This is a genomic window from Methanosarcina sp. UBA289 (assembly GCA_002496565.1).
In the GTDB taxonomy this organism is placed as follows: Archaea; Halobacteriota; Methanosarcinia; order Methanosarcinales; family Methanosarcinaceae; genus Methanosarcina.
Genome location: DAKJ01000018.1, coordinates 680,331 through 699,984 on the forward strand (window position 1 = coordinate 680,331; position 19,654 = coordinate 699,984).

The window sequence follows — 19,654 nt, forward strand, 5'->3', positions numbered from 1 at the left end:
TGTGTAATCTTTTGAAATATTTAGAGAGTTTTTAAATATTAGGGAGAATAAACAAGGGGGTGATCCACCAATAATCAGTTGGTATTTTCCGGAGTATTCACACATTAGCATTCTGCTCTCATTTTTTGCTTTATGTGCACTCAATTTTCCTGTACACAGGTAAGCTTAGAAAACAGATGTAACTAAGCAAAAATATCAACCAGATACTAATGCACCACCTTCATAGCTAGACACTTTTAAAAATAGTTTTATAAATTATAAAAAGTCAAGAGCTATATATTAAGAGTTTATAAAGATAGAAAATTAACTAGGGAAAAATGCACGGAAAATAGAAAAGGAGTAGGAAAGTTAGGCGTAAACCTCTGCGCAGTAATTATAATGAAAATACTGTCAGATTATATTGCTCTAGTACCTTCCTTGAAACTCCACTCCAGCCACATTTTTAAGATATTCCGACATATTTCTCCCCAATAATCTTGTTTTTATCTAAAACTAAATTTACCATAAGCTGCGAGTTTTTTGGGATTATTAGAACCTACTGAGCATCGATTATTTCTCCAATTCGAGAGATAAATTATTCGAACAAAGATCTTGAGGAGAAACGTCGTAAAGGTAGCTGTCATACACGTTAGAAAGGTTCAACGAAGCTTCTTCAACCACATTTATTATTGCAACTTCAGAATCATTGGCCATCCCATCACTTGCCTCAAAAGATATTGTGTAAAGCCCTTCCTGTCCATCTGAAGGCGTCCAGTTAAAAACCCCGATCTCGTCAAAATTTGCGCCTTCAGGGAGCTCAGATGCTGAAAATGTAAGGTTGCCTCCGTTCACATCAGAAGCTTTCACTGTAAAGTTCAAATTTTCTCCAATCTTAACTGTAGCTTCAGGAATAGGTTCAATCACAAGATCCTGTTCAAAGTCAACAGAAAGATTTTCGGAATGTGTGAAATTATCTTCGTTCGCATCAAAAACTTCCTCAGTAAAGTTAATATTTTCACAAGTATCATTCGTAGCTCCTGTGATCGAGTACATTAATGAAGACTGTACAGTTTTTACTCGTGAAGGCGATGACAGTGAAGCATAGATTGTATTTCCGTATCTCCCTATGTTGATCCTATTCCCATTATCCTCAGGTTCCTTAGAATAGTCAGAAGATAGATAACCGGCATCAATACAGGGAGAATTCACCTTGTCCTTTACCCATTTTTTTCCATTCCAGTGACCTGCAACTGACTGGAGATGGTAATCATGGTTTTTCTGGTTTACAAATAGCGGGTTTAAGTAGATGTCAGTTTTAGAGGTGCAGCCTTTATAATTACCTGCTGCATTGTTATAGAGGCAGTTATTTTCCAGCAAAAAGTTATGGTTCTTGGTGAGGTAACTGATCACCCCATATCCTGTCCCACTCGGGGACTTTGTACGTTTCTGAGTGTTTACAATTATGTTGTTACGGATAATTGTTGTATATTTGGACGAGTGACGTGGGGAATAAACTTCTGGATACATGTGAATAACAGCAGCATGGTATACACCATCAAAAACATTATTTTCAATTAGAGTATCATGGAATCCGCTCGCTACAATACCTCCAACCCAGGTAATGCTAGGATTAGTGCCTGTGCCGTAGAAGACATTATGGTGGATGTGGACGTTTTTTCCCTTATCCTTGGTAGAAGAGGTATCATAGTTGAAAATCCAAATGCCAGGTCCATAGGTGTTAGATATAGCATTATTGTAGATTTCTATGTCATCCATAATACCAGCAGACTTTTCGACCTGAATACCTGGCCCGCCTGCACTCCAGTGATAGAAAGAATCGATTACATTATCATGGAATTTTACATGGTTTGAGTTCCAGATTCTAAGCCCACTGTTAGTCCTGCAGGTTATTTTGTTATTCCAGGCCTCTACGTTCTCACACTGAATTGCAAACAACCCATCGTGACCAAGCTTGTATATCTTGTTGTTATAAAATTGAATATTTTTGCCTGATTTTATCCTCAGTCCATCTCCGAGCCCATCGTGCATATACATATTGTATACTTTTATGTTATTACAGTTAGTAAAATAAATTACATTATAGTACCCTTTGCCCTTAGAAATTTTGGGATTACCATCATGGTTTCCGTTAACCTCAAACCCTCTTATTACAATGTTATTATTTCCGGATTTGCTCATCTGCTGGATCATAGGTTTCATTGTGACCCAGCCTGCGTTATTAGCCAGTTTGATCACAGCATTTGAATCACCTTCAAGAATAGTATTGCTGCCGATTAGAAGGGTATCATCAATAACATAAGTAAAAGGACCTTTGAGGTGGACAGTAGTATATTTGGAGTTACTTGCCACAAATTTAAGGGCCTGATTTATCTGTACGTGATCATCTTTTCCATCGCAATTAAAATCCCCAGTACCATCTCCTGAAACGTAAACGGTTGGTGCAGGACTTCTACATGAAGCGGTAGGAGCGCTTATAAGAATAAGGCAACCCACAAGAAGAAATACCCCAAATTCTCTTTTTAGCATATATATCACCTAAGATAACTATAAGAGTTTTATTCACATGTTGGCAGAGTAAACTTAGGTAGGAAAGTCTCCTCCCCTTACAAAACTTCAGATATTCTGCCAAAGTATTTGACAAATTTATTACTCTATCCTTGAATGTTGGAAAGATTTTTTAAATAGTATCCACTCTCCGGCATTCAAGGCTATAGAAATCGCGGGAGAAGTTATCCATGGTAATTGTTATTGAATTCAATAAAATACAATAAATAAGAAATTCAGAATAAATCTCCCTGTTTTGTAGGCCAATTCCTCAAATTCACATAGTTCCCCCCATGAAACCTAGCGAATAAATTACTTTTTAGCCTAGAATTAATTTCTATAGTCAAGATTGTAAATTATATAATGGTGTTATAAAAGTATTTGTGCAGCCTTTTGAAATATTTAGAGAGTTATGAGAATTGTAAGAAGAAATAATGAAAATTTTGGATAAATTCTCAAGTTAGAATCGTCTTATTAAAAATTTATGAATAAGTGTTACCGCAGATAAACTAAAACCTAATTCATAAAAGTATTTGACATTATTTTGTTGAAAAATTAATTTCTGTTTTCTGTGCCAGAAGAATAAACTTACTAATTAAAAAATAGATCCATATAGGCTGCCTCAAATGAGGCAGCCTGTATCAATATCGTTTTCGGTTACTTATATCGATCGCTGTTAACTTACTAGAGCAACCTCAGGTTCTCTGGGATCGCGATATAAGTAACAAGATCTACGCATTAATGCTTTGATTTTGATGCATAAATTGTATTCCCATATCTTCCTATGTTGATCCTGTTACCATTATCTTCAGGTTCTTTGGAATAGTCAGAAGACGGATAACCGGCATCAATACAAGGAGAACTCACTTTGTATTTAACCCAAGTTTTCCCATTCCAAGTTCCTCCTCTTGATTGAAGGTGATAATCATGGTTTTTCTGGTTTACAAATAGTGGGTTTACATGGATATCAGTGTTTGAGGTACAGCTCTTATAATTGCCTACTACGTTGTTATAAAGGCAATTATACGAAATCGAAAAGGAATGTGTTTCAGGCAGATAATTGACGATTCCATACCCTGTTCCACTAGGGGACTTTGTACGCTTCTGGGTATCCACAATTATATTGTTACGGACAATTGTTGTGAATCCGTCACCTTGTGGTACATAGGCTGGAGAATAAGTATTGATATACATGTTAGCGATTGCAGTGTGATATATTCCGTCAAAGATATTGTTTTCGATAACGGTGTCTTCAAATCCGCCTGTTATGATGCCACCTACCCAGGTAATGCTAGGATTGGTGCCTGTGTTATAGAAAATATTATGATGAATATGGATGTTTTTTTCCTTGTCTTTGGTAGCAGAAGAGGTATCGTAGTTGAACATCCAGATACCAGGTCCATAAGTGTTATGGATAACATTGTTATAGATCTCTACGTCATCCATAATACCTGCAGATTTTTCGACCTGAATACCTGGCCCACCTGCACTCCAGTGATAAAAAGAATCAATTAAATTGTCATGGAATTTTACATGGTTTGAGTTCCAGATTCTAAGGGCGCTGTTAGTCCTGCAGGTTATTGTATTATTCCAAGCCTCTACGTTCTCACACTGAATAGCAAACAACCCATCGTGCCCGAGCTTGTAAATAGTATTGTCATAAAACTTGATATTCTCGCCATATTTTATCCTCAACCCATCTCCGAGCCCGTCATGCATATACATATCGCATACAGTTACACTCTTGCAGTTAGTAAAATAAATTATATTATAGTATCCTTTACCCTTAGCAACACTGGGATTACCATCATGGTTTCCGTTAACCTCAAACCCTCTTATTACAATGTTATTATTTCCGGAACTGCTCATCTGCTGGATCATAGGTTTCATTGTAACCCAACCTGCGTTATTAGCCAGTTTGAGAACAGCATTTGAATCCCCTTCAAGAATAGTATTGCTGCCGATTAGAAGGGTATCATCAATAACATAAGTAAAAGGACCTTTGAGGTGGACAGTAGTATATTTAGAGTTACCTGCCACAAACTTAAGAGCCTGATTTATCTGTACGTGATCATCTTTTCCATCGCAATTAAAATCCCCACTACCATCTCCTGAAACGTAAACGGTTGGTGCAGGACTTTGGCACAAAGCGACTGGAACACTTGCAAGGATAAGGCAACTTACCAATAAAAGAATTACTAATTCTTGTTTTAGCATCGACATCATCTGAGGTCGATAATAACAACTCTCATTAGTATCTTTGTTAGATAGATGTTTTTTTAGTGACGTGTCAATATCTCCGCAAAATTTATAGACTTTTATTAGTTTTTCAGATGAATTGGATAAGATTTTGCAGATTGTATCTACTCCTCCAATCTCCAGAGTTACATCGTGAACATAAAGAATAAAGCTATAGAGACGCTTACAAGAACATAAGCAACCTATTAAATAGAAAAACTCCTAATTTCTCGTTTTAACCTCGATATTATCTGGGGGCATCAAAATAAAATTCATCAATGTTTTTGATAAACAGATGCTTTTCTTATAGTGACGTATCAATATATCCATAATATTTATAAATATTTGCTAAATATCTATAAATGGTACTAATTTTTAGTCTATTAGACAAGATATGGTAAGCGATACCTACTCTCCGACTTTTAAGACTATAAAAGTGTTCCAGAGTGATTATTCACAGTGAAAACTGTTGAATTCAACTAAAATAGTAAATTCAGAATAAGTTCGCCTTTTTCTAGGTCATTTTTTTCAATTTGCATGAATTACGTCGTGAACATAAAGAACAAACTTATTTTTATTTCTTATTTAAATTTGTGTAGTTAACATTGTGATAAAACAGCATCATACAAAAGCGTTCAACTAAAACAATAATGAATAATAGATCTGTGCTCAAATACAACTTCTCTGAGCTCACAAATTGATTAATAAAAAACAGATTATTCTCTGCTCTTTACAGATAGAAAATGTGGAAAACTTGCCAGGTTCTGATATAGCAGGCTGTTAGAGATTAAACGGATTGAAAAAAGTAAGAGTAGAGTTAGTAGCTATTCAAGCAGGGAAATGCCGTAAGTTACAAGGCTACCTCCTATCTACGTCTAGAATGCAATTATAAAATAAAGCTGCTTATTCCTCTATGAGTTACAGAGAACTTAATTAGATGATATCTTTGCACATGTCGAGAATCCTTCTTGCAACTCCATCCCAACTATGATTCTCAACTACGTATCTGCGCCCTTTCTTTCCCATAGCAGCCCGAGTTTCTTCATCGGAAAGTAATCTTACTACAGCATCCGCAAGTTCCTCAGGACTTTCGGGAGTTACTGAGATTCCGCCTCCAGAAGACTCGATTAACTCTTCAACTCCAGAAATACTACTTGCCACAATCGGCTTCCCACAGGCCAGATATTCATATGTTTTCAAGGCTGAAAGGCCTATTTTCGAGTTTCTATCCTTGATGAAAGGAGCAACGCAGACATCAGCCGCATTAATGTAGAGAGGAACCCGTTCATATGGGATTCTTCCAGTGAAAGTAAATTTATTCAAAAGCCCTAAACTGGAAGTTATTTCCAGCAGCTTATCTTTCATAACTCCATCCCCGACGACAAGGAAATGAGTATCAGGACATTTTTTCAGGATTAAAGGAGCAGCATGAATTAGAAACTCAACTCCCTGCCAGCCAGCAAGGTGCCCGACAAAGCATACGTACTTTTTTGAGTTTTCGAGCTGCAGTTCTGTTTTTGTCTGTCCTGGGTCAAGAGGCTTGAATACATCGGTATTTGCCCCATTGTTGATTACACAGATTTTATTCTCAGGAATAGAGTATAATCTCACTAGTTCATCCCTTAACTTATCCGTGACAGAAACAATTCTGTCACAATGCTTGTAGTTGAATTTCTCTGAGCGGAGTGCCAGAGAAGAGAAAACTCTATATGCAAAAGACTGTGAATTTGGATTGACCTTTAACTCATCCAGAACTATCCCATTAACTTCTACTATTGAAGGAATTTTTAAAATTTTACACAGCAATATGGGAAAGAACGGGAAAGAATTCTGGCGAAGATAAAGCACGTCAGGCCTGTTTTTTATACATGAATAAAGAAGGTAAAAGGAAAGCATAAATTCGTAAGATGGCTGTACAAGATATTTATTGTCTATTACAGGTACATATTTTATCCCGGGAATTGCACGATCTACGCTCTTCTGTCCGGGTGCAAACATAACTATATTAGTATATTTTTTCAAATTTCTTAGAAGCTCAAGAATGTGGATATTCGAACCCGATTTAGTATTGAAGGAGCCGTAATAGACTAGGAAAATATTATTTACTTTTTTAAACATAGTGGGATCCGGTTATCAGAATAGTAAAAGTAGTTAATTAGTTTATCCCATAAATTTATTTATTTTTTTTCGAGTTAAAGAATAAAGGTTTAGTACGAACTCAAGAACAAGGGTTTAATACATTTTGGAAGAGAAGTATTTATAGGATTAACTCTCTCCTCTGTCTGCTTTTGAGGCATCCGAAGCGAAAAAGAGCAAAAGATTATGAAAGTACTTGAAGTATGTCAGGAATTTCCAAACAGGTATTATCCTCAACTTGGGACATTCATAAAGCAGAGTATCGACTCAATTGCAAACCAGGGCGTAGATGTCACAGTTATTTCTCCAAAACCATTCGTCCTTCCTTTCTCTGCGTTTCCGTATCATAACTTTTCTAAACTGCCGCGGATTGAGCATACTGAAAAATACGACCTTCATTATCCACACTACATATATGCCGTTCCCAAAAAGTATTTTTATCCGGTAACAGGGTTTTCATACTCTCACTTCGTGTTCGAATATGCGATCAAAAACATAAAGCCAGAACCAGACCTTATCCACGCACACTTTTCATATCCTGACGGATATGGAATGATGAAGCTTGCAAAGAAATGGAAAGTTCCTCTTGTAATAAGTGCTCTCGGTACCATAGAAAGAAAAGTTGCTTATGAGGGTTCCTATACCTCAAGACAGATTATAGAGGCGATGAATTTTGCAGATAAGGTTCTTTCTGTCAGCGAGGATCTCAAGCTCCACATAGTAAATCTGGGAATAGACGAAGAGAAAGTTCATGTAGTTCCCAATGGTGTTGATATCGAGGAGTTCAAACCTGCAGGAAAAGCACATGCAAGGAAGCTGTTAAATTTGCCGCAGGATAAGAATATTGTTCTATTCGTAGGAGCCCTTAGAAAAATAAAAGGTGTGGACTACCTTATTGAAGCTGCAAAGGATTTTGTGAACACAAATACCGATCTTTTTATGGTAGGTAGGGACGACGGCTTGAGAAAAAGTCTGGAAAAAAGGGCACAAGAGCTTAAAATTGCAGATCACATTAGATTCACCGGGCCAGTAAACCATGAGGATGTCCCGCTCTGGATCTCAGCTTCGGATATCCTGGTATTGCCTTCCCTTTCAGAGGGCAGACCAAATGTAGTACTCGAAGCGCTTGCCTGTGAAGTCCCGGTTGTGGCAACTGATGTAGGCGGGATACCTGAACTTATGGTTGATGGAGAAACAGGCTACCTGGTACCTGCAAAAAACCCTCTAGAATTATCCAGAAAAATTAATAAACTGCTTGAGAATAAAAACCAGAGAGAAAGTATGGGAAAACTCGGGCGTAAAAGCATAATTCAGAGAGGACTAACCTGGAAAGCTCATGGAAAAAAGACTGTGGATATGTACTCAGAGCTTTTGGGGAAGACTTCGAAATAAATCTGAGTCCCTTAGCTTATACTTTTTTAAATTCCTGAGTTTGGCTAAATAACAGACCTTGAAGTCCACAGAATAGCAGCTCAAACCCCACAAAAGCTTTTACTCATGTAAAGATGCTGCTTATACTATTTTACCTAGGAATAAAAACGGACATTGGAATAAAGTATCTGTAAAAAATAAACTTCAGAAGTTATTTAACTCCTGATCATTTACTCTCTGGTTATTTAACCCCTGATTATTTAATCCCTTATGGGGAATAAAAATATCTACCGATGGATTTGAATAAATTTTACCAAGCCCTTCAAGATTGCTTTCAAGCTCGAGTTTATTTTCAGGCATCCCCGAATAGAAATAGTTTGCAGTATCTTTCAGAGTGCTTTCCTCACTGCCAAAGTATAATCCACTCCTGAGAAATTCGTTGGTTCTGAGAAGTACATAACCCTTGTATTCTGGGAGTTTATTTACATCACCGATTCTATAATTATCATAAGATAAAATATTCAATTCCGCGGATTTTTGAGGGATCAACGGGGCGTAAAAGAACCTTGAAGCATAATAATCGGTATAAATTGACTTAGTTGAGGAATCAACAGGAACATATTTGAAAATATGATTAAAGCCACTTAACTCTTCGGAAGTAAAGTATTCGTGTTTTGCTTCTTGACCAAGAAAATCCGAATCTGCAATACTGAAGACAGAAGAGATTAAAACGAAAGTAGAGAATAACAAAATCACTAAGAAAGCAGAATTTACTTTCTTGGAGGATTTATTAGCAATATAATTCCAGAATATATACAGTCCGTACCCCATTGCAAAAGCCATAAAGGGACTGACAAATAGCATAAACCGATCAACCCTGAAGAGGACTCTGAACTGCCAGATTGTGTTGAGGGGATTGGGAATATAAAATACTAGAGTTAATAGAGCAAATAACCCCAGCACAGAAGCATAATTTTTCTTGTAATTTTTCAGGAGAAAACCTATTCCTATTAAGGCAAAGAACAAAAATACTGATTTATCCAGAAGCCCTACTAAACTACTCAAGCTCTCCTGAAGAACTTCTGAACCTCCAGCAGTCAGAACCATAGAATCCAAGAACTGGCTCTGCAAACGGGGAGCCAGGCTCCTCTGTACAAATACATATGCTACAAAGAACCAGTAAGCAGTAAAAATGACATTAAGCAGTATAAAAAAGGGCTTGCTGATGTAGTTGCCGTTCCCTACCATATATTCCGATGCAAGAAGAATAACCAGTAATAAGGCAAGCTGTGGAAGAGAGACGTTGTGAACTAGGGTTAAAAAAACTGCAACAATTACTGAGAGGATTTTTAAGGAAAGTTTATCCTTTTTGAAATTGACACTATAAACTAGGTACAATAGTATAATGAACATTATAAATGCCATTGTACGGGTGATTACATTTGTACCATAGTAGAGTACAGTAGAACTCACGGAGAACAGCAAGCATGAGAGGAGTGAAATCTGCCTGTTGTTAGTTATGTAATTAAAAAGGTAATAAAGGAAAACTATGGTTATTGCATAGATAGGTGCAGTTACCAGAAAAAGTGAATTCTTTGCGCCTATATGTAAGATCTCGGAAGCCTCTGCAATAAACACGTGATAAAGAGGGAAGTAAGCATAATCACTTAAGGAAGTTGGGATTGTTTTCCCGGCCATTGCAGTAACTTCTGAAATAAAGATGTGAGGCAGGATGTCTGTGGTACCAACATAGAAAGCGTGATTTAAAGTTACACTGAAAATTAAATTACATGCAATTAAGACAGATTCTGCCAGAATGAGGGGAGGGTTTACATCTTTAGAGAAAATTTGGAAGAATACCGATAGATAAACCCCTAAAATAAAGAAGAAATAATATAGTGGCCTATTTCCTGGAGACAGCAAAAGTACAACTATGGAACCAATATAAAATATCCCGAACAGATAAGTAAGGGATTTTGTACTCAATGATGGAAAGAGATCTATATCGTGCAAACTTACATCTTTTTTGTAAATGAACAGTATGAAAAGACAGGAAAGTATTGCAGGTATTCCTGTAAATAGACCTCGAAGTGCATAACCGAACTTTCCGGCTGCAAACATCCATAAGAAAGCGAATATTACTGCGAAAATTACAGCTAGCGGAAACAGGAAAGAAATTAATCTCATTAAACGGTTATTGTCCAATTTGAATCCTGCTTCATTACTTACTCCTAACATACTATCTCCATGACCTTAAATACTCATAATTTCATAGATTGAATAAACATACAATCCAAAATTCTGTGTTTGAAAATTAATGAGAGTTCATCAGGGCCTTATTGATTAAGAAGATTTTGCCCCAAAAAGACTCCCAAAATTCAAGTGTTTCGGTCGCTTTTTCAATGTAGTAAAATAAATATCATTATTAAGTGTCCGAGCAGGAACTGACTTTTGAGATAAGAGGAGAATTTGTGAAGCTGTACAAAAATCCCAATCCATAGGCAATGTGCTGCACAGGAATAATAACTAGGGAAAAAAGGCCATATTTTGATTTCATTTTAGAGGTGACCTGGATTGAGGTAATAAAGACTAGAATAAAATACATGGCCATGAGTGCAAGAAGAAGCAGGATTGAAGCGGGATATTTGATAGAAGCAACAAGCAAAAGGGCTGCAAATACGATGGCAATTGAAGGCAGAAAAGCATACCAACGGACAAATTCTCCATGCTTCTTGAAAAGTTCTGCCATCCACATACCATATTTAAACATCCTTACGGAAAAGGATTTGAGCGTTCCTCTTCTATGATGCAGGACCTGCGCTTCTGGAATGTACAAAAACTTGTTACCTTTCTTACCAATTCTGTAGTTCAGGTCACAATCCTGGCCCACTATAAACCGCTCGTCAAAACCCCCAGCTTCCTGAATTGCTACTTTTTTGTACATTGCATTACAGTTAGGGAGAGAGCCGACATAATGCTTTTTTATGGAGTTTTTGGACTGAGCTGAGCCTCCTGACCCCAAGAAAGATTCCTGGGCATATCCCACCACCCTGCCAAATATAGGATCAGTATCAAAGATCAGGTTAGGCCCCCCAAAACACACAGCTTCATCTGGAGAGTCTTGCATTTCATGGACAAGAACTTTCAACCACTGAGGATCGACTTTACAGTCTCCATCAGTAAACGCGACAAGTTCTCCCCTGGAATTCTTCACACCAAGGTTTCTTGCAGCTGCAACATTTTTCTTTTCATTCAAAAGGAGTTTGACAGGATATTTCTGTACTATATCGCGCGTTTTGTCTGTGGACATGCCATCAACGATAATAATCTCGTAAGAATCTTGTGGGTAGTCTAGATTAATAAGTGATTCAATACATTCTTCAATGAATTTTTCTTCGTTACGAATACCTACTACGACTGAAACGAAAGGGTATTTCATACAAATTGACCCCGTTTTGACATTATTATTTTCGGATATTCTCGTTTAGAAATATCATCCTTGAGATGGCATGCAGTATTATTCCGGTAAATACCATAAAGGCTCCTATAACCGTCAGCATTACCATAAGGAGTGTTGGCCCGAAGCGCAGAGATCCTCCCTGAAGAAAATCCTGTAAAAATATCAGTCCCATAAGAAAGCCTGTAGATGTCATAATCAGACCAGGAACGGAGAAATAATACAGAGGGCGTCTGTACTCCATATCTTTAAGGATGCGGAACAGGACTCTGGGCCCATGTATGAAAGGATGCTCACTTGAGCAGTCCTCAAGATCATACCTGCAATGGATTTCTACCTCAGTAAACTTCAGTTTGTGATCTTTGGCCTGAATGAGAATTTCAGAGCCTGCAGACATATCTGTACCATTCAAATTTATGTTTTCAATAGCTTTTTTTCCATAAGCTCGAAAGCCACTTTGAGAATCCGTTACATTCAGACCGCCTGCAATATAGGTTGCGATATCAAGGACTTTCATCCCAAATTTACGATAAACAGGGACATTTTTACCGTTACCATTGACAAATCTTGAGCCAATTACCAGGTCAAACCCATCTTGTAAGGGTTCAAGAAGCTTGGGAATTTCGGAGGGGTCATGTTGACCATCAGAGTCAATTATGACCATAGCACCTGCATCGAGCTTACGGGCGGTTTCAAAGCAATTCCTTAGGGCTGCTCCATATCCCTTATTTGTTTCGTGACGAACTACATAAGCGCCAAGAGATTCGGCAATGTCGACAGTATTATCAGTGCTTCCGTCATCTACAACTACCACTCTGTCGACGTATTTTTTGCAACCATTGATAACATCTGCAATGGCATGAGCTTCGTTATAGGCAGGCATGGCTGCAATCGTAATGGCCATACGCAATCATCTACCTCTTTGAAGATAAAAGCAAGAAGTGCCCTTAGTAACATAGTTAATTAGAGAAGAATCAGTAAAAATTCCAAATTTGACTAATATATTTTTCAGAGTCATCGCTCCATAATTTTTAGAGGGTTTCAAAAGGTCTTTTACGGTTACATTTACAGAGAATCAAATGGGGGAGTTTTTTTCCTCCTTTTACCCAAAAGGAGGAATATAAATACTCTGTAAGTGTGTCACGGCATTTATTATAAGACCAGTATCTGTTTTAATATACGAGCTATATAAGCATTTAGACACAAAAAATAATTAATCAGTAATCCCGATGGCGAAAAAGAATTAAACTCATATAAAAGCTTTTTAGCCTTAATAATAGCTCAACAGGTATTTATTATTCACATGACATAAAGAAAAAATTGAAGAAAAAATTACGCAGATATAAAAATCAAAGACTTTATTGTGATATTGTCAAACCTTTACAAACCTGCTGAGTAAACTCGGAAACTTTAGATAAAAAGTTACATAACTTTAAACTTAAAAGGCAAGAACTTCTTTCAAGAAGATAGAAAAAAAGGGAAAAGTATTTTAGATATAACAAGCAGGAAAAGGGAAAGATATTTTATACAACGAGGTAATTGAGTAGATCGGGTTAAAACATTCTTGAAAACGAATACAATTTCAGGAAAATATATTCTGCTAAATCAGAAGAAAACCGGGATTAAAGCCCGGATAGTTTTCACCTTTCCGGCGTAATTCTTCATAATTGAAGATTAAAGCAGCTGGTGAAGAGGAATCGGAAGGTTTCCGAAAAACCTCATAGGGAACAAAGAAATTGGCAGATTAGCCCGAATAAAGAAAAGACTGGGAAGCCAAAAAAACATAAAACCGTGTTATGAGGAGTTATATGGCCGGAAACCAAAAGTTCCCATCTGACCTGTTTTTAGTAGCAGGCCTTGTAATTCTCACAGATATTTTCGTACTAATTCCTGAACTTAGCGGAAGTTTTATCCGCACAGCTCTTGGTCTACCCCTGATACTCTTCCTTCCAGGGTACGCCCTCATAGCCATGCTTTTTCCAGAAAAAAGCGGACTTGAAGGAATAGAGAGAATAGCTCTTTCTGTTGCAATGAGTGTCGCAGTTCTGCCTTTGATAGGGCTTGCACTTAATTTTACCCCCTGGGGAATCAAGGATATCCCTCTCATTACAACTGTCTCCGTATTTACTCTGCTCATGTTGGTAGCAGCATACGTTAGGAGAAGATATCTACCCGCAGACAGGACATTTGAGGTATCATTCAGAGCCCTTGCCCACACCCTGCTATCAGGAGTTACGGGAAAGCAAGGATCAAAAACTGAGAGAAACCTCAGGATAGTTCTAGCTCTTTCTTTTTTGATCTTGATCGGAACTGTAGCTTACGTTGTTATGGTGCCTCAGGACAGAGATCAATATACAGAGTTCTATATCCTTGGGACCAACGGAACAGCTAACAACTATACAACAGAGTATATACAGGGAGAAAGTGGGACCTACTTTATAGGAATAACAAATAAAGAGCACAGAACAATGGATTATACAATGGAAGTAAGGCTTGAGAATGAATCGTTACCTCTTCCGAAAAATTTGCAGCATATCAGGCTTGCCCATAATGCAACCTTGGTAGAACCTCTTGAGATTACGCCTTCTATTGAAGGAGAAAATATGAAGCTTGAGTTCCTGCTTTTTAATGAGACTGAAAAGAATATACCCTATAAAGACCTTCACCTCTGGATTAATGTTGGAGAGGAGGTGTGAAGATGGGAACGTTTGAGAGTCAGAATATAGAGACTCCAGAATATATAAGAACGAAGACGTCTGAGAATCTGAAGGAGAAAACACCTCAGATAAAAAATAAATGGGTTTACCTGACAATCCCGATTGTATCTATTGCTCTTGGAGAACTGATGATATTTTCGGGAAGGAAACTCGAAGCCATGGTAATATATGCACTGATTATGCTTGGGCTTTCCTTTTCCATGATATATATAAAAAATAAGGAAATTCAAAAAACATATCAGGCGCTCATCCTTTTGCCGATCCTGCGTCTGGTAGACTTTTCAATGCCCCTTTTCTATGAAGAGAAACTTTACAATCTTATTTTCACATACTGTCTTCTGGCGATTTCTGTAAGCATTGCAGCCATGAATCAGGGCTTTACTAGCACGCAGCTCGGGATAACCTTTAAAAAAATAGGGAGATATATTCCTCTATCAATATTGATGGGCCTTTTGTTAGGAGTAGGAGAATATATTATAGTAGGGAAAAACCCTCTTATTGAGGATTTTTCAATCTTTAACCTCCTGAGTCTCACCATAATTATGGTCTTTTTCGTGAGCCCTGTAGAAGAAATGATCTTTCGGTCAATCCTGCAGAATCGGTTAGAGATAGTGTTAGGAAGCTGGAAAGCGCTGCTAATTACAAGTATTTTATTCGGGTTAATGCATTCAGGATATGGGAGCATTTATGAGATATTTTACATATCCTTAGTAGGTGTTTTTATAGGCTATCTATTTCACGGGACACGGAGCCTACCGCTTGTTACGCTAATTCATGGATTTATGAATGTATTCTTTTTCGGGGTTATTCCCCTTCTCCTTTAAACTCTTTATTTGCAGCAATATACCCCAAAAATACAGAGAAGAGAATTTGATCAAGGGGATTAAATAAAGGTGAAAGCTTCGACATAGTGAGAACGTTGTTCTTCAATGACTCACAATTATATAGTCGGGAAAAATTCACTTCATGAAGTATAAAAAGAAAGTATAAAAATGGAACAACTGTTAGCGGTTCTCCTATAATTTCTGTGTTTTCACGTTTTTAGAACTAACCAAAGATTTTAGATACAAACTGTATTCTGTCTGAGCAAAAAAGTAAATGGAATTGAAATCAATTTCACACTTAAACGAAATTGAAATCAATTATGGTAGTCTTTCTTAAGCAAAAAAGTACTTATCGAGGAATTAGTTTATTGAGTGAAGCTCAAGATTTTTTAAATATCAGTCTGCTGAGCGCAAGCGTTGTACAGCTTGACTACATCAACGCTAGAAACAAAGAACTCCATCCTCCCTAAACGAAAAGGGCTCTGTCCTCCCGAAGCAGAATTCAGGTGAGAAGGAAATTGGACAGTGACCCTCTGAAAAACCATTAAAAGAGTGCAACAACCTTATAAAGAAGAATCGCACCAAAGGAAAATAGCAGTGGAATAATTCCCATGTTTAAAGAAGCCTTTACTGGATTTTCCCAGTATTTCGACACAGGGAGGAAATCCCTGAGCAAAAGCAATAAAAGCAAAACTGCCGTAGCCACAGACGCGCCGTCAGAAATTCCTGGAATTACAGTCGTTACTGAGAGCGCACCTGAAGAAACTGAATTAGACGTGATTAAACTTGTAAGCGTAGCCAACACTCCTCGAGTTAATTAGCGTGTTTAAGGAACAAATACGCAATAAGATATAAAAATCCTCCTCCTGCCATTGACAAATATCAAGAGGAGAAAAATACGAAACCCAATTTTTGAAAAAAGATAGGAGAATCCCCTTAATATATAATGAAAATGCTGTGAGCTTGAGTCCGCAATCAAAAGAAAAGACATTCATAACAGCATAATCCCATGAAATACAGAAAGGAAAAAATAACTTCAGGCTACTTTATCAGACTTTACTGAATACTTACCTAGTTTAGAGAGAGCCACCATTGTCCTATCACTTGAAGCTTCATGACGGTAAAATGAAGTGATAAGTTAAAAAGAATAGTATGGGAAATAAAATAAAAATTTTATTAAGGAGTTATAAGTGCAAAAAAAGGAAAATGCATTGAAAAGTCATTTGAATAAATAAAAAAGGAGAGTAGAAAAATAAACCAAATCACTTAAATAACTACAAAGTATATTGACTAAAAAATTAAGAAAAGTTATAGAGTCCTATCATAGTGAGTATCAGAAAAAAGTAGTAACATCCTCTTGGGGCTTGTCCTGAAAGTTTGGGCTCTCCCGATTATCAGGATTATGAAAAATAAAAAATAGAAGATCTTTAAAAAGAAAAAAATGTTTAAAAGTAAACAGAGGTTTTATACTCCAACAAAAAGTTTATCTGGTTAACAAAAACCAGAAAAACGGGGGGAACAATGAACTCGACTGACTTTAAAATTCACAACTCTTCTAAGATATATGGCGCCACTGTAATTGGGAAAGACACTGTGATAATGGAAAATGTGATCCTAGGATATCCTGAACACAGGATTCTAATGGAAATCCTGAAGCAAAATGTCGAAATTGAAAACTTTGATTTTCCAGGATGTATCATCGGCCCTAATTCGATAATAAGGGCTGGATCAACGATATTTTCCAACGTAAAAACCGGGAAGAGTTTTAAAACCGGGCATAACGTAATGATTAGAGAAGATACGGAAATTGGGGACAACGTCCTTATCGGAACCAACGTCATTATAGATGGACATGTGAAGATAGGAAACAATGTCAGCATTCAGGGAAATGTTTACATTCCGACCAACGTTGTCATCGAGGACAATGTATTTATCGGACCCTGTGCAGTTCTGGCCAATGATAAATATCCTATTCGAAAGGAATACGAATTGAAAGGCCCTGTTTTGAGGAAAGGTGCGTCTATAGGAGCAAACGTCACCTTGCTCCCAGATGTTGAAATTGGCGAAGGTGCAATGGTTGCAGGAGGAGCACTTGTGACAAAAAGTGTGCCAGCCTGGAAGCTTGCAATTGGAGTGCCTGCCAAAATAAAAGAACTCCCCAAAGATTTAAAGGAATTAAATAGAATATAAACCTATCAAAAAACCAAGGCTAAGTAAGATTAGTTTTATCGAGATTATTAAAAGAGGTCTCAAGATGATACCAATTGCCAAACCCCTATTGGGTAAGGAAGAGATTGATGCAGTAACAGAAGTCCTGAATTCAGGTATGATTGCACAGGGCCCAAAAGTTGAAGAATTTGAGCTTGCTTTTTCTGAATATACTGGTTGTGAGTATGCAGCTGCTGTGAACTCTGGCACTGCAGCCTTGCACATTGCACTTCTTGCCCATGGAATAGGAAAAGAAGACGAAGTAATTACAAGTCCTTTCAGCTTCATTGCAACAGCAAACAGTATCCTTTACACCGGGGCAAAACCTGTTTTTGCAGATATTGAATCAGATACATATAATATAGACCCTGAAAGAATTCAGGAGAAAATCACTCCAAAAACCAGAGCTATTTTGCCTGTTCACCTTTATGGACACCCTGCAGACATGAAAGCGATAATGGAAATCGCAGAAGATAATAAGCTTATTGTAATCGAGGACGCCTGCCAATCTCACGGCGCAGAATGCCTTGGAAAAAAGGTAGGTAGCTTTGGAACAGGAGCATTCAGCTTTTACCCAACCAAAAATATGACAACTAGCGAAGGTGGAATGCTCACTACAAATGATAAGGAAATTGCAGAGAAGGCAAAAATGATCCGAGCTCACGGCTCAAAAGTCCGCTATCTGCATGAAATGCTGGGATTCAACCTGCGCATGACTGATATTGCAGCTGCAATCGGGCTAATTCAGCTTGGAAAACTAGATGGATTTACTGCAACTAGGCAAAAGAATGCAGAAACTCTTTCAGCAGGATTAAAAGGTATATCCGGAATTGTACCTCCAATTGCAAAAGCCGACTGTACCCACGTGTTCCACCAGTACACGGTCAGAGCAGAAAAGAGAGATCAGCTGGCAGCTTTCCTGAAAGAAAAAGAAATAGGAACAGGAATCCACTATCCTATATCCATTCACAAGCAACCTGTCTACAAGGAGCTTGGATACAGGGATTCCCTGCCGGTCTCAGAAAAAGCAACAGAAGAGGTTCTTTCTCTCCCTGTACACCCTGCATTATCCAGAACCGATTTGCAGGAGATAGTCGAAGCGACTAAAGAATTTTATGCAAAGGACTGATTAGTCTTCCAGCCACTGCATTCTCAGAACCAGGAAGTGAGACTTTTGATTAGAGTAGGAGTAATAGGTACAGGTGCTATGGGGCAGAACCACGTAAGGATTTACAGTGAAATGAATGGCGTGGAGCTTGCCGGAATCTCGGATGTCGACCAGAAGCGTGTCGAAGCAATGGCTACACAATTCAAGACAAAAGCCTTTACAGATTATAAAGAAATGTTAGCAGAAGGACTTGATGCAGTAAGTGTGGTTGTGCCCACCAAACTTCATAAGCAGGTCGTACTTGATGCTCTTGAGGCAGGTGTACATGTCCTTGTAGAAAAACCAATCGCAGATACGACTGAAAATGCGGATCTGATGATAGCAGCCGCACAAAAAGCTGGGAAAATCCTTATGGTTGGGCACATTGAGCGCTTTAATCCCGCGGTCATAAAACTCAAAGAGATTATAAATTCAGGCATTTTGGGAAAGATAGTCTCAATCTCTACCAAGCGAGTCGGACCATATAACCCGAGAATAAGAGACGTGGGAGTAATTCTGGATATCGGTGTCCATGATATAGATGTGATCTCATACCTTTACGGCAAGAAAATAAATAGTGTTTATGCAATTGCAGGTGCCGATATTCACTCATTTGAAGACCATGCCTCAATTATCCTGCGCATGGACCATAATTTTGCAGGAGTTGTGGAAACAAACTGGCTGACTCCGCACAAAGTAAGGCAGCTAACAGCTATTGGAGTTAAGGGAGTAGCTTATCTGGATTATATTAATCAGACAGTACAGCTACATGATAATGAATGGATAAGAAAAGCCAAAGTAGAACATAGCGAACCTTTGAAAAATGAACTCACATATTTCATCGATTGTGCTACAAATGGTAAAAGCCCTAACCCCTGCGGAGAAGATGGAAAACATGCCCTTGAAGTGGCAATGGCAGCCATAAAATCCTACGAAGAAGAAAGATTAATTGAAGTAGGAAGAATAAACTGAGAAAAATCTGAAGAAGTAAAATCTCAAAAATCTTGAAGAT

Annotated in this window: 13 protein-coding genes; 6 read left to right on the top strand and 7 right to left on the bottom strand. The window is 37.8% G+C overall.

The window, feature by feature from the left end:
* Positions 1-549: 549 nt before the first annotated feature.
* The 3 genes from BP549_RS10895 to BP549_RS10905 all read right to left on the bottom strand — a co-directional run bounded on the left by BP549_RS10895 (position 550) and on the right by BP549_RS10905 (position 6,900).
* Entirely contained in the window at positions 550-2,526 is a 1,977-nt protein-coding gene (locus BP549_RS10895; RefSeq protein ID WP_292380523.1) for a right-handed parallel beta-helix repeat-containing protein, read from the bottom strand.
* Between the two features lie 756 nt (positions 2,527-3,282).
* The gene (locus BP549_RS10900; RefSeq protein ID WP_292380526.1) at positions 3,283-4,731 is read right to left on the bottom strand and encodes a right-handed parallel beta-helix repeat-containing protein; all 1,449 of its coding nucleotides are present in this window, start codon (positions 4,729-4,731) and stop codon (positions 3,283-3,285) included.
* Between the two features lie 984 nt (positions 4,732-5,715).
* Positions 5,716-6,900 (bottom strand): glycosyltransferase family 4 protein, encoded by a 1,185-nt coding sequence (locus BP549_RS10905; RefSeq protein WP_292376649.1) that lies wholly within the window; start codon positions 6,898-6,900, stop codon positions 5,716-5,718.
* A 204-nt stretch (positions 6,901-7,104) separates the two neighbouring features.
* Here BP549_RS10905 and BP549_RS10910 point away from each other — a divergent pair, with 204 nt between their 5' ends.
* On the top strand, positions 7,105-8,310 hold the full coding sequence (locus tag BP549_RS10910; protein ID WP_292380529.1) for a glycosyltransferase: 1,206 nt from the start codon (positions 7,105-7,107) through the stop codon (positions 8,308-8,310).
* A gap of 183 nt (positions 8,311-8,493) precedes the next feature.
* Here BP549_RS10910 and BP549_RS10915 read toward each other — a convergent pair whose 3' ends face one another.
* The 3 genes from BP549_RS10915 to BP549_RS10925 all read right to left on the bottom strand — a co-directional run bounded on the left by BP549_RS10915 (position 8,494) and on the right by BP549_RS10925 (position 12,650).
* The gene (locus BP549_RS10915; RefSeq protein WP_292380531.1) at positions 8,494-10,527 is read right to left on the bottom strand and encodes a hypothetical protein; all 2,034 of its coding nucleotides are present in this window, start codon (positions 10,525-10,527) and stop codon (positions 8,494-8,496) included.
* A 187-nt stretch (positions 10,528-10,714) separates the two neighbouring features.
* Positions 10,715-11,728, bottom strand: a complete 1,014-nt coding sequence (locus BP549_RS10920) for a glycosyltransferase family 2 protein (RefSeq protein WP_292376654.1) — start codon at positions 11,726-11,728, stop codon at positions 10,715-10,717.
* Positions 11,729-11,753: 25 nt separating this feature from the next.
* Positions 11,754-12,650, bottom strand: a complete 897-nt coding sequence (locus tag BP549_RS10925) for a glycosyltransferase family 2 protein (RefSeq protein ID WP_292380816.1) — start codon at positions 12,648-12,650, stop codon at positions 11,754-11,756.
* A 904-nt stretch (positions 12,651-13,554) separates the two neighbouring features.
* Between BP549_RS10925 and BP549_RS10930 the strand changes: the two genes are divergently transcribed.
* Both BP549_RS10930 and BP549_RS10935 read left to right on the top strand, forming a co-directional pair.
* Positions 13,555-14,442 carry a DUF1616 domain-containing protein gene (locus BP549_RS10930; RefSeq protein ID WP_292380533.1) on the top strand — a complete coding sequence of 296 codons (888 nt, stop codon included), beginning with the start codon at positions 13,555-13,557 and terminating at the stop codon, positions 14,440-14,442.
* 2 nt (positions 14,443-14,444) lie between these two features.
* Positions 14,445-15,287, top strand: coding sequence for a CPBP family intramembrane glutamic endopeptidase (locus BP549_RS10935; RefSeq protein WP_292376658.1), 843 nt, complete (start codon positions 14,445-14,447; stop codon positions 15,285-15,287).
* 544 nt (positions 15,288-15,831) lie between these two features.
* Here BP549_RS10935 and BP549_RS10940 read toward each other — a convergent pair.
* Positions 15,832-16,089, bottom strand: coding sequence for a hypothetical protein (locus tag BP549_RS10940; protein WP_292380535.1), 258 nt, complete (start codon positions 16,087-16,089; stop codon positions 15,832-15,834).
* Between the two features lie 719 nt (positions 16,090-16,808).
* Between BP549_RS10940 and BP549_RS10945 the strand changes: the two genes are divergently transcribed.
* The 3 genes from BP549_RS10945 to BP549_RS10955 all read left to right on the top strand — a co-directional run bounded on the left by BP549_RS10945 (position 16,809) and on the right by BP549_RS10955 (position 19,614).
* Entirely contained in the window at positions 16,809-17,477 is a 669-nt protein-coding gene (locus tag BP549_RS10945; RefSeq protein WP_292380536.1) for an acyltransferase, read from the top strand.
* Positions 17,478-17,541: 64 nt separating this feature from the next.
* On the top strand, positions 17,542-18,624 hold the full coding sequence (locus BP549_RS10950) for a DegT/DnrJ/EryC1/StrS family aminotransferase (RefSeq protein ID WP_292380539.1): 1,083 nt from the start codon (positions 17,542-17,544) through the stop codon (positions 18,622-18,624).
* A gap of 45 nt (positions 18,625-18,669) precedes the next feature.
* On the top strand, positions 18,670-19,614 hold the full coding sequence (locus BP549_RS10955) for a UDP-N-acetylglucosamine 3-dehydrogenase (protein WP_292380542.1): 945 nt from the start codon (positions 18,670-18,672) through the stop codon (positions 19,612-19,614).
* Positions 19,615-19,654: the final 40 nt, after the last annotated feature.

Excerpts from the sequence above, each read along its gene's own strand:
- BP549_RS10895 (WP_292380523.1), bottom strand. The coding sequence starts at position 2,526 with ATGCTAAAAAGAGAATTTGGGGTATTTCTTCTTGTGGGTTGCCTTATT.
- BP549_RS10905 (WP_292376649.1), bottom strand. The coding sequence starts at position 6,900 with ATGTTTAAAAAAGTAAATAATATTTTCCTAGTCTATTACGGCTCCTTC.
- BP549_RS10910 (WP_292380529.1), top strand. The coding sequence starts at position 7,105 with ATGAAAGTACTTGAAGTATGTCAGGAATTTCCAAACAGGTATTATCCT.
- BP549_RS10915 (WP_292380531.1), bottom strand. The coding sequence starts at position 10,527 with ATGTTAGGAGTAAGTAATGAAGCAGGATTCAAATTGGACAATAACCGT.
- BP549_RS10920 (WP_292376654.1), bottom strand. The coding sequence starts at position 11,728 with ATGAAATACCCTTTCGTTTCAGTCGTAGTAGGTATTCGTAACGAAGAA.
- BP549_RS10925 (WP_292380816.1), bottom strand. The coding sequence starts at position 12,650 with ATGGCCATTACGATTGCAGCCATGCCTGCCTATAACGAAGCTCATGCC.
- BP549_RS10930 (WP_292380533.1), top strand. The coding sequence starts at position 13,555 with ATGGCCGGAAACCAAAAGTTCCCATCTGACCTGTTTTTAGTAGCAGGC.
- BP549_RS10935 (WP_292376658.1), top strand. The coding sequence starts at position 14,445 with ATGGGAACGTTTGAGAGTCAGAATATAGAGACTCCAGAATATATAAGA.
- BP549_RS10945 (WP_292380536.1), top strand. The coding sequence starts at position 16,809 with ATGAACTCGACTGACTTTAAAATTCACAACTCTTCTAAGATATATGGC.
- BP549_RS10950 (WP_292380539.1), top strand. The coding sequence starts at position 17,542 with ATGATACCAATTGCCAAACCCCTATTGGGTAAGGAAGAGATTGATGCA.